The organism is Hymenobacter yonginensis (assembly GCF_027625995.1).
Taxonomy (GTDB): domain Bacteria; phylum Bacteroidota; class Bacteroidia; order Cytophagales; family Hymenobacteraceae; genus Hymenobacter; species Hymenobacter yonginensis.
This window is the reverse complement of the sequence record NZ_CP115396.1, coordinates 2,322,452-2,337,213: the sequence shown is the minus strand read 5'-3', so window position 1 is coordinate 2,337,213 and position 14,762 is coordinate 2,322,452. Positions and strand designations below refer to the sequence as shown.

At 62.5% G+C, this 14,762-nt stretch carries 10 protein-coding genes and 1 tRNA gene; 3 read left to right on the top strand and 8 right to left on the bottom strand.

Features of this window, described 5'->3' with window-relative positions; genetic code table 11:
* Positions 1–134: 134 nt before the first annotated feature.
* The gene (thiL, locus tag O9Z63_RS10130; RefSeq protein ID WP_270129220.1) at positions 135–1,163 is read left to right on the top strand and encodes a thiamine-phosphate kinase; all 1,029 of its coding nucleotides are present in this window, start codon (positions 135–137) and stop codon (positions 1,161–1,163) included.
* A 179-nt stretch (positions 1,164–1,342) separates the two neighbouring features.
* On the opposite strand, the gene O9Z63_RS10125 is transcribed toward thiL, so the two are convergent.
* The 6 genes from O9Z63_RS10125 to O9Z63_RS10100 form a co-directional block, all read right to left on the bottom strand.
* Positions 1,343–1,717: a hypothetical protein gene (locus O9Z63_RS10125; RefSeq protein ID WP_270129259.1), complete on the bottom strand. Its 375-nt coding sequence runs from the start codon at positions 1,715–1,717 to the stop codon at positions 1,343–1,345.
* Positions 1,718–1,728: 11 nt separating this feature from the next.
* Positions 1,729–2,112, bottom strand: coding sequence for a hypothetical protein (locus tag O9Z63_RS10120; protein ID WP_270129219.1), 384 nt, complete (start codon positions 2,110–2,112; stop codon positions 1,729–1,731).
* A gap of 72 nt (positions 2,113–2,184) precedes the next feature.
* On the bottom strand, positions 2,185–2,547 hold the full coding sequence (locus O9Z63_RS10115) for a hypothetical protein (protein ID WP_270129218.1): 363 nt from the start codon (positions 2,545–2,547) through the stop codon (positions 2,185–2,187).
* Positions 2,548–2,569: 22 nt separating this feature from the next.
* Positions 2,570–3,979 (bottom strand): 23S rRNA (uracil(1939)-C(5))-methyltransferase RlmD, encoded by a 1,410-nt coding sequence (gene rlmD / locus O9Z63_RS10110; protein WP_333490342.1) that lies wholly within the window; start codon positions 3,977–3,979, stop codon positions 2,570–2,572.
* A gap of 240 nt (positions 3,980–4,219) precedes the next feature.
* Positions 4,220–8,938 (bottom strand): T9SS type B sorting domain-containing protein, encoded by a 4,719-nt coding sequence (locus O9Z63_RS10105; RefSeq protein WP_270129216.1) that lies wholly within the window; start codon positions 8,936–8,938, stop codon positions 4,220–4,222.
* A 245-nt stretch (positions 8,939–9,183) separates the two neighbouring features.
* A complete protein-coding gene (locus tag O9Z63_RS10100; RefSeq protein WP_270129215.1) occupies positions 9,184–11,412 on the bottom strand; it encodes a GEVED domain-containing protein in 2,229 nt (742 codons plus the stop codon).
* A gap of 217 nt (positions 11,413–11,629) precedes the next feature.
* Here O9Z63_RS10100 and O9Z63_RS10095 point away from each other — a divergent pair, with 217 nt between their 5' ends.
* Positions 11,630–12,436 (top strand): SDR family oxidoreductase, encoded by an 807-nt coding sequence (locus O9Z63_RS10095; RefSeq protein WP_270129214.1) that lies wholly within the window; start codon positions 11,630–11,632, stop codon positions 12,434–12,436.
* Between the two features lie 201 nt (positions 12,437–12,637).
* Here O9Z63_RS10095 and O9Z63_RS10090 read toward each other — a convergent pair whose 3' ends face one another.
* Positions 12,638–13,354 carry an SH3 domain-containing protein gene (locus O9Z63_RS10090; protein WP_270129212.1) on the bottom strand — a complete coding sequence of 239 codons (717 nt, stop codon included), beginning with the start codon at positions 13,352–13,354 and terminating at the stop codon, positions 12,638–12,640.
* An 80-nt stretch (positions 13,355–13,434) separates the two neighbouring features.
* On the opposite strand from O9Z63_RS10090, the gene O9Z63_RS10085 reads away from it, so the two are divergent.
* Positions 13,435–13,510, top strand: a tRNA-Lys gene (locus O9Z63_RS10085).
* Positions 13,511–13,793: 283 nt separating this feature from the next.
* Here O9Z63_RS10085 and O9Z63_RS10080 read toward each other — a convergent pair.
* Positions 13,794–14,729 (bottom strand): radical SAM protein, encoded by a 936-nt coding sequence (locus O9Z63_RS10080; RefSeq protein ID WP_044017187.1) that lies wholly within the window; start codon positions 14,727–14,729, stop codon positions 13,794–13,796.
* Positions 14,730–14,762: the final 33 nt, after the last annotated feature.

Here is a 14,762-nt window from a genome sequence, read left to right as displayed (position 1 = left end):
GGAATACGGGCCGCCGACTTCCTGTCGTACCTTTGCTCTTGGCGCCTTATAGTAGCCGGGCAACCGGGCATTACTTGATAAACAGGCCAGCCAATCAGCGAAATCAACACAATCAGCGCAAATCAGCGATTCTAATGAGCGACGTAACTCCCCTTGATAAAGTAGGCGAATTCGGGTTGATTCGCCGGATTCAGGAAACCGTACACCTGCAGCAGCCCAGCACCATCCTCGGCATCGGCGACGACGCGGCCATCCTCTCGCCCCCGGCCGGGCAGGAAGTGGTTATCAGCACCGACCTGCTGGTGGAAGGCGTGCACTTCGACCTCACGTTCTGCCCCCTCAAGCACCTAGGCTACAAAGCTGTGGCCGTAAACGTATCGGATGTGGCGGCCATGAATGCCCTGCCCACCCAGATTGTAGTGGCTCTGAGCGTGCCTTCCCGTTTTTCGGTGGAAGCCGTGGAGGAACTCTACGAAGGCATCCGGCTGGCCTGCGAGGCCTACAACGTAGACCTGGTGGGCGGCGACACCACCGGCAGCCGCAGCGGCCTGACCATCGGCATCACGGCCCTGGGCCTGGCCGAAACGGGCAAAGCCGTGCGCCGTAGCGGGGCCGGCCCCAACGACCTGCTCTGCGTGACCGGCGACCTGGGCGGGGCCTACCTGGGCCTGCAGGTGCTGGAGCGCGAAAAGCAAGCCTGGCAGGCCGACCCCGAAACCCAGCCTGAGCTCGGCAAATACCCCTACGTGCTCCAGCGCCAGCTCCGCCCTGAGGCCCGCATGGACGTGGTGCACGAGCTGCGCGACCTGGGCGTGGTGCCCACCAGCATGATTGACATTTCCGACGGGCTGGCCTCCGAGGTGCTACACCTGTGCGCCGCCAGCGGCACCGGGGCCCGCGTGTTTACGGAGAACCTGCCCATCGCCAACCCCACGCTGGAAGTGGCCGAGGAGTTCAACCTCGACCCCATTATGTGCATGCTCAACGGTGGCGAGGACTACGAGCTGCTCTTCACCGTGCCCTTGTCGGCCCACGATAAAATCAAGAACCACCCCGATATCACCATCATCGGCCACATGGTAGACAAGAACGAAGGCGCAAACCTCATCACCAAAGCCGGCCAGCCCATCCCGCTGCGGGCGCAAGGGTTCAACCACTTCTAAATCGCGGATTTTGTGGATTAAGCGGATTCGTCGGATTTCGGTAACGATTGAAAAAGAAAGAGGCTTGCCAACTGGCAAGCCTCTTTTTATGCACAACAACCCGTGGAAGAGAGTAAAGCGAGAGTAGGCGAATCGTCACCAAAATCCGACGAATCCGCTTAATCCACAAAATCCGCGATTCAGTCTTCCGGATAGGGGATGTAGACGAAGTTGGTGAATTCCTCATCCAGCACGAACAGGCAGCAGTACTCGTCAGCGTCGCGGTAGGTGTTTCGGAAGGCTTCGATGCCGTCCTGGCCCACGATGCCCTGCTGCACGAACAGCTCCAGGTAGCTGGCGAAGACGTGCCACTCCAGGTTCAGCTCGTCGGCGTTGATGAGCAGGCCGCCCAGCGGCACCTCCTGGCGGGCAAACACGAAAATGGGATACTTGGAAATATCCCGCTTGCGGATCTGCGAGGAAGCCTCGCTCAGCGTATCGGAAACGGTAGCAAAATCCTTGGTGATGGTGCCGAGGTATTTGCCGTTCAGTTCGGGGTCGTTGGTGTAGTCCATATGTTCTGTCTTCAACTGGGCAATCTGCCCATGAGAGTTGCTATGCGCAAATACTCTTCGGATTCAACGAAATCCAGTGATTCCTGAATCAGGTCATTAGTGGCTTTTTGCTGGTCTGCGGGCAGAGTAGCCTTGAAACTGATATTACGCAAAGCCTTCAATAGTGTGTTTTCGCTATCAGATCTGATAGGTACGTCCTGCCCATTGAGTAGGAAGCTCCCCGGTGTATTACCATACGGCTGCTTCTCAAGGAACATCGTCTGGCCGAACTCTACATTGAATGCTCTGCCACTACTATCAATGAGCTTGAGCGTGACTGAGCCGCCATCCATCCAAGCCAATAATTCTTCCAGAAATAGAGGATTGTTTAGGTCCAGCAGATTCAAATCATCCATTTAGTGACAATACGCTACTTAGCGTTCATTTCGAGGACGTTAGTACAGTTCATGTTTTGTAGGCTGAAGGTACTAGGCAAACAGACGAAATAGCCAATCACCAAATCGTTTCGGCGAAGACTGTTCTGGCGACATTTTTTGGTTCCAGAGACCATACCGGTAAGAAACCAGTTCTCGCAGCCTTTGCACAACTGTGGAGTCCTCGCAAAGGGCCGATAAGTTGGCCTCAAATTCCTGTACATAGGAACTTGAGGCCAGTCCGTTTTGAATAAGGTACAAGTCCTGTACGCTCCTGTCGATTAAAGACCAATCTTCACCCCTCAATATGCTGGGCTTGCCTGCTTGCAGGCTACGGATTCCTTCTGAGCTACGTAGCCAGTTTTCCCAGTTGCCTTTGTAGCGCGCATAAACATCCAGTTTTTCGTGGGTCAGCATGGCGCTCAGGATGACAGGTATGCTACTTCAACTCCAGCAGCACCACATTCTCCACGTGGTGGGTGTGCGGGAACATATCCACCGGCTGCACCTTCACCACTTTATACGCCTCGTCCAGTAGCTCTAAATCCCGCGCCTGGGTGCCGGGGTTGCAGCTAACGTACACGATGCGGGGGGCGCGCATTTCGAGGAGGCGGGCCACTACGTCGGGGTGCATGCCGGCGCGGGGCGGGTCGGTGATGACCACATCAGGGCGGCCGTGCTTCTGGATAAACTCGGCGTTGAGCACGTCCTTCATGTCGCCGGCGTAGAACTCGGTGTTGGTGGTGCCGTTGATTTCGGAGTTGATGTAGGCGTCCTTCACCGCTGATTCCACATACTCCACGCCCACTACGTGCCTGGCCTGCCGGGCCACGAAGTTGGCGATGGTGCCGGCACCGGTGTAGAGGTCATAGACCAGCTCCGAGCCGGTGAGCTGGGCGAAGTCGCGGGTGATTTTGTAGAGGTTGAAGGCCCCGTCGGAGTTGGTCTGGTAGAAGGATTTCGGGCCGACGCGGAAGCGCAGGCCTTCCATTTCCTCGTGAATGTGCGGCTCGCCCTTGTAGCACACCACCTCCAGGTCGTGGAAGGTTTCGTTGCCCTTGTCGTTGAGCACGTAGTTGAGGGAGGTGATTTGCGGGAACCGCTCTTGCAGGAAATCCAGCAGCGGAAACAGCGCGTCGTGGGCGTAGTAGCATTGCAGAATCACCATCAGGTCGCCGGTATTGGCCGTCCGGATGATGAGGTTGCGCAGGAAGCCCTCCTGGGTCACGAGGTTGTTGAAGGGCAGGTCGTGCTCCAGGGCGTAATCGCGCACGGCCAGCCGGATCTGGTTGCTGGGGTCGGGCTGCAGCCAGCAGTGGTTGATGTCGAGAATCTTGTCGAAGCGGCCGGGGGTGTGGAAGCCCAGCACGCGCCGCTCGTAGTTGTGGCCGCTGGCAATCTGCTCGTTGGTGAGCCAGCCGTTGTGGCTGAAGGTATACTCCAGCTTGTTGCGGTAGTAGGTCTGGTCGGGGGAGGCCTGAATCGGCAGGATTTCGGGCAGGGCCACTTTACCGATGCGCTGCAACGTGTCGGCCACTTGCTGATGCTTGAACTGCAGCTGGGTTTCGTAGCCCAGGTGCTGCCACTTGCAGCCGCCGCAGGTGCCGAAATGCTCACAGAACGGCTGCACGCGCAGCTCGGAGTACTTATGGAAGTGCGTGGGCACGGCTTCCAGGAAGTTCTTTTTGGCCTTGGTCACGCGCAAATCCACCACGTCGCCGGGGGCCACTTGCGTCACAAAGATGACCAGATTCTCGCGGCGCACCAGGCACTTGCCCTCGGCCACCATGTCGGTAATTTCGACTTCGCGGAGCAGCTCCGCCGGGATGTTTTTAACGGATTTTCTCACCGGACAAAGGTAAACGCTGATTTTGCAGATTGAGTCGGATTGGTCGGATTTTGTGGATCACGGATTCAGGCGGATTTAGCGGATTGGTCAGATTTTGTGGTCGATACTCGCCTGGCTTCTTCAATCAGACTACAAAAAAGAGGCTTGCCAATCGGCAAGCCTCTTTGCATTCACGTGAAGGTGAATTTTAATCGGCCTCGAAATCCGACCAATCCGCCCTAATCAGCAAAATCCGCGTTCCTATTTCACCACGTCGAACCAGCCTTTGAAGGAGCGGCCGTCGGGCAGGGTGAGCAGGTAGTAGTAGACGCCGGCCGGGCTGGAGCTGGCGTCGAAGGTGTTGCGGTAGCTGCTGGCTTTGTAGACTTCCTTGCCCCAACGATTGAAGATGGTGAGTGAGTTGCCGGGGTAGAGCTCCACGTTTTTGATGATGAACTGGTCGTTGAGGTTGTCGCCGTTGGGCGTCACCACGTTGTAGAACACCAGGTCGTTGGCGAACTGCACGCAGGCCTCGTTGGACGTGGACGTGAGCGTGCCCGGGCCCACGGCCTCAATCCGGAAGCACTGGTCGAAGCCGGCGCTGCCCGTGGTGAGCTGCACGCTGGTGGCGGTGCCGGCCACGGTCTGTACCAACTCGGCCGTGCCGTTGGCGGCCCGGCGGTAGAGCCGGTACTGCTGCACGGCAAAGCCCTGGTAGGCGTTCCAGCTCACGTTAACTTTGCCTTCGTCGCGGCCCACACCGCCCTCTGTGGCCGTGGCCAGGGTCCGGATGGTGGTGTGCTGGGTGCTGGCCAGCAGGTCGCCGCAGGCGTTGGTCAACTCCACGCGGTACTCGTAGGCGGCGGCATCGGCATCCACGCTGGTATCGGTGAAGGTGGTAGCGGTGTTCGGCACGTTGCCCACGGTGGCGAAGGCCGAGGTACTGCCCGCCACGCGGCGCAGAATCTGCACGCGGTTGGTGTTGCCGGAGTTGTTGGGCACGTTGAGCGCGAGGTTGATTTTGCGGTCATCCTGCAGGTCCACCGAGGCCACGTTCAGCGCCACCGTCGCGTTGTCGGGGCGGATGGTGAAGGTGGCGGCGCAGGCGGGGCTGGTGGTTTCCGACACGCTGAGCGTGGCGTTGGCCGAACCGGCTGGCACGTCAACTGTCACGGTGGCCGTGCCCTGGCCGCTGGTGATGGTGCCGCCCGTTATCGTCCACTGATACTGGCCGCCGCTGAGGGCCGCGGTGCTGTAGCGCAAACCGGTGCGGCTGGCGGGGCAATAGCTGGCCGGACCGGCAATAGCTAGCGGCGGCACTACCACGAAGGTTTTGGTGAACACCGGCCCGGCGCACAGGCTGGCGTTGGTTTCGCGGGCCGTGATGGTGTAAGTGCCCACGGCAGTCGGTACGCTCAGGGTACCGGCCGTAACCGTCTGGGGCGCGCCATTCACAGTCCAAGCGTAGGTGGAGCCGGCGGTGCCGGCCAAGGTAAACTGCGCTGCCGTCTGGCTGGCGCAGGACCGGGCCGGGCCGTTGATGGCCAGGTTAGCGGCCGGCGACGGCAGCACCGTCACATAAAGCGTGTCGCTCTGGCCCAGGCAGCGGCCGCCGGCCGGGTTGCTGGATTCCGTCACGACCAGCTTGGCAATGCCGGGCCGGGTGAAGTTCACCTGCACCGTGTTCTGGCTGGTGCTAAGCTGGGTGCCGCCCACAATCTGCCAGCCGTAGGTGGAGCCGTTGGTGAGCTGGGTCTGGTAGGTGAAGGGGCCATCGGCGAGGCACACACGCAGCGGGCCGGTGGGCCGCTGCGTCACGAGCTGCTGGTTGATGCGCACCGGGAACCGTACGGTATCCGACGAGCAGCCTTCAGCATTCCGCCGGAACGCCTGCACGCTGGCCGTGGCGGAAGCCCCGCCCCAGTTCACAGTGATGGCCGCCGTGCCCTGGCCGCTGGCAATGGTGCCGCCCGTCACGAGCCACTGGTAGGCCGTGGAGCGCGGCGCCCGGATGCTGTAGGCAATGCCCTGCACCGTGGGGCACACCGAAGCCGAGCCCTGGATGCTGTCGGGCAGCGGCCGCGGGTTGACGAGGATGCGTACCGTGTCGCGGGCTACGCAGTTTTGGGCCGTGGTGGCCGTCACAACATAGGTGAGCGTGAGCGGGGTTTGGGTGGTGTTCACGCCCGTGAATACCGGGCGGGCCGTGGTGGCGCTGCTCAGGTTGGCGGCCGGGCTCCACTGGTAGCGGTAGCCGGTGAGAGCCGCGCTGCCCAGCGTCGTCGACTGCCGGTCGCAGAGCGTGGCGTCGGGGCCGGCGTTGGCAATGGCGGCTGGGTTGAGCGTGATGCGCACCGTGCTCTGGGCTACGCAGCCCTCAGCCGTAGTAGCCGTGACCGTGTAGGTGAGCACCTGCGCCGTAGTGCCGGTGTTGGTCAGGCTGAAAGTTGGGTTGGCAGCCGTAGCGCTGCTCAGGCCGGTGGCCGGGCTCCACTGGTAGGTGTAGCCCACCAATGAGGCCGCACCCAGCGTGGTGGTTTCGCCCGAGCACACGGCTCGGTCGGTGCCGGCCGTGGCCACGGCGGCCGGGTTGATGGTGACGCGCACCGTGTCGCGGCTCACGCAGCTGTTGGCGGTAGTGGCCGTCACGATGTAGGTGAACGTTTGCGGCGTGCTGCCGGTATTGGTGAGCGTGAGGGTTGGGTTGGCGGCGGTGGCGCTGCTCAGGCCGGTGGCCGGGCTCCACTGGTAAGTATAGCCCACTAGAGAGGCCGAGCCAATCGAAGTAGGCGTACCAGAGCACACAGCGCGGTCGGCACCGGCATTGGCTACGGCCGCAGGATTCAGCGTGATGCGCACGGAGTCGCGGGCCACGCAGCCCTGGGCCGTGGTGGCCGTCACGATGTAGGTGAAGGTCTGCGCCGTGTTGGTGGTGTTGCTCAGCACAAAGGTGGGCTGCGCGGCGCTGGTGTTGCTCAGGCCGGTAGCGGGGCTCCACTGATAGGTGTAGCCAGCCAGGGCGGCCGTGCCAATCGACGTAGATACGCCGGAGCAGGTGGCCACATCGGCGCCGGCGTTGGCCACGGCCGCCGGGTTGACGGTTACGGTGGCCTGGCGGGTGGTGGTGCAGACGCCGTCGAACGTCGATACCGTATAGGTGGTCGTTACGGCCGGCGAAACGGTGATGGTGCTGCCCGTGAACGTCTGGCCGGTGCTGGAAGTCCACTGGTAGGTGGTGCCGCCGGTAGCCGTGAGGGAGGTGGAGCCGCCGGGGCAGATGGCGGTGGCGGTTGGCGTGACAGCCAAAGCGCCGGCCGGCCGCACGTCAATGATGCGCACCACCGAATCAGTAGGGCAGCCGAACGCCGATACGCCGCGCAAAACCAGGCGGCCGGCGCCGGTGCCGGTCCAGAGCACCTGCACGGTGTTGTTGGTGGCCGGGCCCTGAATGGTGCCGCCCCGCACCGTCCAGCGGTAGGAGCTGGCCGTGGGGCCGCCCGCCGTGTACTGCTGGGCTACGGACCGGTCGCAGATAACGTCGTTGCCGCTGATGCTGGTCGGGCCCAGGGCCTTCGTTACCTGAATCTGGAACACGTCGGCCACGCTTTTCGCGCCGCAGGCTACGTCGGTGGCGGTTACCACCACGTCGTAGGGCGTGGCGCGGCCGTTGCCGCACTGGGTGTTGAACACAAATTGGCCGTTGACGGTACCCGACCCCTGGATGGTGGCGCTGCCGGTCACGGCGCCCGGCAGCACGGTGCCCTGGCTGCCGGCAAAGGTGGCATTGAACGGGCCGCTGCCATCAAGCAGCACGCTGTTGACGCGCAGGTTGATGGGGTTGCCATCGGCATCAGTAGCGCCCAGGTTGAAGCTGACCGGCTGGCCTTCCTCCACGGTAAACAGCCGCGGCTGTGCGGTGGTGGCGGCCGTAAATTGCGGCGAGTTGTTGGGCGAGCAGGTGCGCGACACCAGCTGAATTTCGCGCCTCGTCGAGCCAATCAAAACCTCCGCGCCATTAATAGTGCGGTATTCCTTGACTTCCACGGCCACCACGTAGCGCCCCACGCGTGAGGTGGCGTAGCGGCTGATGCCGTTGCTGGCATTGAGAAATGCGTAGTTGCCGGCCCCCGTGCCAAACGGTGTGGTGGCCGAGAAGCCGCCGGTGTTGGCATACGTGACGCTGGGCGGGGCCACGAAGGAAGCCGCCGCGCCCTGATTGCCGTTGTAGGGCGTGCTGAACGAGTAAATCAGCCGGTCGCCGTCGGGGTCAACGGCGTTGTTGACCAGGATGCTGGTGTCGCCCTGGCAAATAACGACGACGGCCGTATCGGAGAAGGTGGGCGAGGAGTTGGGCAGCAGCGGCGGCGCCATTTCCACAAACAGCGTCTGGTTCTGGTTGCTGGGGTTCTGCAGGTTGTCGATGTTGAAATTGCGCGTGCCGTCGGTGTACACGGCGTAGTAGCCATCAAACGACACGGGCAGGTTCACGATGGCCTCGTAGCGGGCCAGACGCACTGGTGGCACCGAGCCGGGCGGGATGCTGCAGCCGCCGGGCTGCGGCGGCGTAATGCTGGGGTTGGAAATGCGCGGCAGCCGGTAGGTGCCGGCCTGCTGCTGGTCGTTCTGGATGGGGTTCTGCAGCGTCGAGCAGCTGACCTGCGTGCAGGGGAAGGTGTTGGCGCCTTCGTTGCTGGCAATGCGCTGCCGGGTGGTTTTGTCGTAGATGTTGAGGAAGATGTTGCAGCGTCCGTCGGGCACGTTGGACTGGGTGCTGGACGAGCCGCCGGCCGGCGGGCACTCCCAGTTGAGATACACGAGCACGGTGATGCGGTACCGGTAGCGGGCATTGGCCGGGCCGTTGGCATCCACATACTGATAGCGCATCTCGCCGCCCAGCAGGTGAGAGGCAACGGCCCGCCCGGGGCTTAGCCCTGCCAGCAGCAACAGGAAGCATAAGGCGCGGAGTAAAGTTTGGCGCATATAAAGTGGTGAGGTGATGAGTGTTTTGGGGGGATGAGGTAACGAGGTGATGAGGTAAAGGAGGGATGGGGGTAAAGGAGAAAGAACATCATGCAGAGGCGCAGCCGAAGCAGTTCGCAGGATGATGCCTGAGCACCGCGGCAACATCAGCCCGCGAGATTCCTCGTCGCGGGCTTGATGCGCCATATGCCCGGAATGACGTTCACCTCATTCCTTCATCACCCCATCACCCAAAACCAACTAGCTTACTGTACTTGCACGCGGCGCACGGCAGTCTGGCCGTCGGCGTTCTGTAGGCGCAGCACATACAGGCCGCGGGGCAGGCCGGCTAAGTTCAGCTCGGCCTCCTGGCTGGGGCTCAGCCGCAGGCTGGTTTCCTGCACCAGGGCGCCCAGCAGGTTTTCTACCCGCACCGCGTAGGTGCCGGCCGCCGCCGGGTCGGGCAGGCGCAGGTGCAGGCGGCCATCGGTGGTGGGGTTCGGGAACACGCTCAAGGCCGGCAGCGTGCGGGCTTCGGCTGAGGCCTGCGGCTGGCTGACCAGCACCGAGTAGTCCTCGGTTTCCGAGTTGTTCTGGTTTACCTGGCAGGGGTTGGGCGTGGGCAGGTTGTTGAGGCGCACCATCACCCGCATGCGCGTCAGGCCCCGGAAAGCCGGGTTGGTGGGCACTGTGAAGCCCGCCGTGAGCGTGGTGGCCGAGGTGGCGGTGTTGGCCAGCAGCTCCGAGGCCTCAAACGTGCCGTTGCGGTTCCAGTCAACCCAGGCCCAGAGCAGGTGCTGGAAGTTGGCATTCACGCTCATGTCCAGGAAGGTGTTGGTGCCCTGATACAGCGGCACCACCTTGTCCACGAAGTTGCCGTAGCCGCTGGCGTTGGCGCCGGAGGCATTCGTGAAGTCGATGGCACCGTCGCGGCGCATGGTTACGTTGGTCAGCCAGATGTTGGGGGTAGTGCCGGTGGCCTCGCAGTAGCGCACACAGGGCACCATCAGCACCACGGCGTTGGTTTTGCTGAGCGTGTTGGAGCCGTACGCATTGGTGGTGGTGAGCGTGACGGTGAAGGCGCCGCCAGTGGTGTACTGGTGGCTGGGGTTCTGCTGGGTGCTGGTGGTGTTGTCGCCGAAGTTCCAGAGCCAGCTGGTGGGCGCGTTCTGGCTCTGGTCCGTGAACTGCACGGGGTTCTGGCAGTTGCCGGGCACGTGGTTGGAACTGAACGCCGCCACCGGCGGGGTGGTGTTGGCGCGCACCGTCACGGTGTAGTCCTCAATCTGGCCCAGCTGTGGCGTGGCGCAGGCCGTGGCGGCCCCGCCCACGAAGTCGGCCAGCACCCGCAGGCGCAGCGGCACGTTCTTGAGGGCCGTGGCCGGAATCAGCACCGTGCCGGCCGGGTTGGTGCGGTTCAGGGCCGTGTAGAGCAGCTCATTGCTCGTGAAGATGCCGTCATTATTAAGGTCCAGCCACACCCGTACATCTTGTGGGTTGGTGCCGGTGCCCAGGCTGATGGGGTAGGAGTTGCCTTCGGTCAGCTGCACCCGGCTGGTGCAGGTGAAGTCTTCGTAGCTGGCCTGGCCATCCTGGGAGGCCTTGCTGAGCGGGCCCAGCGTAAACTGCGTGATGCCGTAGCCGCAGCAGTAGGCCGCCGTGGCGGGGGTGCAGGAAGCGGCCACCGGCACGGCGTTGTCATACACGATGTAGCTGGCGCGGGTGCGCACGTTGCTGCCGGCCGCGTTGGTGGCCGTGAGCGTGACGGTGTAGGTGCCCGGCGTGGAGTAGCAGTGGTTGGGGCTTTGCTGGGTGCTGGTGGTGTTGTCGCCGAAGTTCCAGAGCCAGCTGGTGGGCGCGTTCTGGCTCTGGTCCGTGAACTGCACGCAGCCCGAGCAGGTCAGCGTCTGGTTGGCCACGAACTCGGCCATGGGAGCCGCCACGTTGGCCTGTACCGTCACGGCGTAGTCTTCGGTCTGCGAATACTGGGGCGTGCTGCACGGGCCTGGAATGGGCGCATTCACGTAGTCGGCGGCCACGCGCAGGCGCAGGCGGGTGCCCAGCACCGCCGAGGCGGGCAGCGAGATGGTGCCGGTGTGTACCCGCGCCGAAGTGGAGCTGAATATCAGCTCGGTGGTGGGGTTGAGCGTGCCGTCGTTGTTGAGGTCCAGCCACACGCGCACGTTCTCGTTGGCGTTGGCGTTGGTGCGGATGCTGATGGGGTAGCTCTGGCCCGCCGTGAGCGTGGTGCCCACCGTGCAGGAGTAGTCCTGAAAGCCGTCCTGTATGCCGCCGGTGGTGCTGTTGATGGTGCCCAGCGTCACGTTGAAAATGCCCATCCCAAAGGGCACGTTGGAGGCCGGAGCCGCGCCGGGCGTGCAGGCGCTGGCCGCCGCCGGGCATTGCGCCCAGGCCGTGCTGCCCAGCGGCAGCAACCCCAGCAGACTGACCAGCAAAAGAGGCGCACTGCGCCGAATACGTAAAGTTGCAATCATAAAAAGCAGCTGGAAAAGGCTAAGGAAGAGGCAGGTAAATGTAGGTACATTGCGGAGACAAAATACAATTTCTCACACCGACAATCCAATATAGCGGAGGATTAATTCTGGCCGGGTCGGTAGCTGGCAGAAAGCCGGTTTGTTCGGGCAAGTAGGCGCGAAAATCGGTAGTTTTGCCCGCCGCCTGCCCCGGCAGATTTCACCGCGGCGCTTCCAGATGAAAGACAAAGTAGTATTGATTACCGGCGGTACTTCCGGCATCGGCCGGGCTTGCGCCGTGGCCTTTGGCCAGGCCGGCGCGCAGGTGGTCGTCACGGGCCGCGACGAAGCCCGCCTCCAGGAAACCGCGCAGGAGCTGGCCCGCCTGGGCATCCGCCACCACACCGTGCGCGCCGACGTGGGCGTGGCCGCCGACGCCCTGCGCGCCGTCGCCGAAACCATCAGCACCTTCGGCCGCCTCGATGTGCTGCTCAACAACGCCGGCATCAGCATGCGCGCCCGGTTTCAGGACGTAGACCTGAGCGTGATTGAGCGCCTGATGCAGACCAACTTTTTCGGGACGGTGTACACCACCAAAGGCGCGCTGCCGCACCTGCTGGCCAGCAAGGGCTCGGTGGTGGGCATCAGCAGCATTGCCGGCTACCGCGGGCTGCCGGGCCGCACCGGCTACTCGGCTTCCAAATTTGCCATGCATGGTTTCCTGGAAGCCCTGCGCACCGAGTTGCTGCCGCAGGGCGTACATGTGCTGCTGGCCTGCCCGGGCTTCACGGCCTCCAACATCCGACAAGTAGCGCTGGCCGCCGACGGCTCGCAGCAGGGCGAGTCGCCGCGCGACGAGCAGAAGATGATGAGCAGCGAGGAAGTGGCCCAGCACATCCTGCACGCCGTGCAGCACCGCCGCCGCGACCTAGTACTCACCAGCCAGGGCAAACTCACCGTCTTCCTCAACAAATGGCTCCCCGCCCTCACCGATAAACTGGTCCTAAGCCACTTCCGCAAAGAGGAAGAAGGGGAGATGAAGTGAGTTTTTGGGTGATTAGGTGATGAAGGGATGAGGTGATTAGGTGATGAGGAAAGAACGTCATTCCGAGCGGAGCGAGGAATCTCGCGTGCTGATGTTGGAGTGGTAATTCAACACCAGCATGCGAGATTCCTCGCTCCGCTCGGAATGACGTTCTTTCTTTACCTGTCACCTCATCACCTCATCACCTCATCACCCAAAAACTCACTGCACCAGCAGCAAATCCTGGGTGCGGATGTATGCATCCTGACCTTGCCATTGCACGCGGTACCAGGTGTCCTGGCGGCCCTGCACCAGGAGCCGGTCGCCGGCGGCGGCGGTGGTGAGCCAGGAGGCGCCGGCGCTGGGGCCGCTCATCAGCGCGGCGCGGGGGCGAGCCACCAGTGCCGCCCGCTCGGGCGCCAGCCGCAGCAGGTACACGCCCGCCAGCAGCAGATACGTGCCGTACGATACCCACCAGCCACGGCTAAGCCGGCGGCGGCGCAGAATCAGCAGCATACCCCCCACCACGGCCCCAATCAGCAGCACTTGCAAACCCGGGTAATAATAGCGCTGCACCAGCAGGCGCAGGTCCTGGCGCCAAGTGTCGGGGTAGCCGGTCAGGCGCCGGTCGCGGGCCAGGGCGGCCATCTTGCGCCACGTGGCGAGGCTGGGCTGGCGCTTGTAGGCCATGCTCAGGTAGTAAAGGGCGGCCGGATAGTGGCCCAAACCATCCTGCACGTAGGCCATGCGCAGCAGCATCTGGGGCGAGGCTACCTTGTGTTGGCGTAGTACCTGTCGATATAGCTGATAAGCAGGTGTATAAGCGCCGGCAACAAACGCCGAATCGGCTTTCTGGAGCTCCTGCGCCCCCGGCTGCGCCATGGCTGAGCCGGCAGTCAGCAGCGAGGCGGTAAAAAAAAGGAAGAGTTTTTTCAGCAAAACATTTGGAGGGTAAAAGGCGGCCGACTACTTTTGTGCCACAATCAGCAAATAAGCCACGATTTGCGTGCAAAGTAACTGATTCTGTAGCTCAGCTGGTAGAGCAATACACTTTTAATGTATGGGTCCTGGGTTCGAATCCCAGCGGGATCACCAAAGCCCTCATCTGCACTGCGCAGGTGAGGGCTTTTTCGTGCTCCGGAATGGAGGTCTGGCCGGGGAGGCGTTGGCGTGAAACGGATAGTATAGCACAATGCTCGGGTTGGTATCCGGGCAGTAGCGCGAAGCCTTTGCTTCGCGCTTGCGGTTTCCGGCCAGCCGTACACCAACCTGATATCCGTTCTACAAGCCTGTTTTCGGGCCTGTGAGTGACGCAGCAAAAAGCCCCGCAACGCTGGAGTAGCTGTGCGGGGCTTTTTGCTAAGGAATCAAAAGAAAATCAGGCCGGAAGCGGGGTGGCGGCTACCACCTCGTCCACGTGCTGCTCGAAAAACTCGTCGCACCAGCGGCACACGTTCTGCAGGTCCTCGGTGCGGGCCAAGGCGTGGGCTTCCGATACGCCGATGGATTCACCCATCTTCCAGGGCTCGCCCTGGTTGAGGCGCTGCATGATTTCAGACTGAGAGGCGCGCAGCAGCACGTCGGCTACCTTCTCGCGGCGGGCGTCGCCGAGCGGGAACTTGGTGCCGGGGCAGCAGGGGTTGATTTTCCAGAGCTGAATGCTGATTTCCTGCGGCAAGTCGGTGCCGCCCAAAAAGCCCTTGGCCCCCGACAGGATGGCGCAGAAGTTATGGCTGGGGTCGCGCAGCCAGATGTTTTTCTCCATGGCCCGGCCGCGGGCCCAGTTGCCGCCCAGCCACATTTCCTCAGTGGCGCCCCAATAGCCCCAGCTCAGGCGGTGGCCTTCCACCAGCAGGTGCTCTTTGTCGATGAGCGGGTCGTGGTCGTCGCCGTTGACGCCGCGGCTCTCAAACAGGTCGGCCAGCGTCATTAGGCGGGCTCCGGCGGCTTTGTGGTACCGGTCGATGCTGGCAATGTCGAAGCGGGTGACGCCTTTGGCAATCAGCAGATCCAGGATTTCGGGCGTGAGCAGGTCGCCGTTAGTCTGGAGCATAATCTGGGTGCGGCCCTGGTACTTGGCCTGCAGCGCCTCCAGAATCGAATACAGCTTCACCCGGTCGGCCAGCGGCTCCCCGCCTGATAGAATCAGGCGGTCAACCCGCTCGGGCAGGTTGTCGATGATGCGGAAGCAGTCCTGTACGCTGATGCGCGTGCCTTGCGGGCCCGAGTCGTTGTAGCAATGGTCGCACTTGTCGTTGCAGAGCTGGGTGAACACCCAATAAATGGATTCGCAGTGCGTGAAGTCGGTTTTCATGTAGGGCTTAGTTGTTAGCGCCAAGTTGTTCGT

What these genes read in the sequence shown, in the direction of transcription:
- thiL (WP_270129220.1), top strand. Translation starts at nt 135, where the DNA reads ATGAGCGACGTAACTCCCCTTGATAAAGTAGGCGAATTCGGGTTGATT.
- O9Z63_RS10125 (WP_270129259.1), bottom strand. Translation starts at nt 1,717, where the DNA reads ATGGACTACACCAACGACCCCGAACTGAACGGCAAATACCTCGGCACC.
- O9Z63_RS10120 (WP_270129219.1), bottom strand. Translation starts at nt 2,112, where the DNA reads ATGGATGATTTGAATCTGCTGGACCTAAACAATCCTCTATTTCTGGAA.
- O9Z63_RS10115 (WP_270129218.1), bottom strand. Translation starts at nt 2,547, where the DNA reads ATGCTGACCCACGAAAAACTGGATGTTTATGCGCGCTACAAAGGCAAC.
- O9Z63_RS10105 (WP_270129216.1), bottom strand. Translation starts at nt 8,938, where the DNA reads ATGCGCCAAACTTTACTCCGCGCCTTATGCTTCCTGTTGCTGCTGGCA.
- O9Z63_RS10100 (WP_270129215.1), bottom strand. Translation starts at nt 11,412, where the DNA reads ATGATTGCAACTTTACGTATTCGGCGCAGTGCGCCTCTTTTGCTGGTC.
- O9Z63_RS10095 (WP_270129214.1), top strand. Translation starts at nt 11,630, where the DNA reads ATGAAAGACAAAGTAGTATTGATTACCGGCGGTACTTCCGGCATCGGC.
- O9Z63_RS10080 (WP_044017187.1), bottom strand. Translation starts at nt 14,729, where the DNA reads ATGAAAACCGACTTCACGCACTGCGAATCCATTTATTGGGTGTTCACC.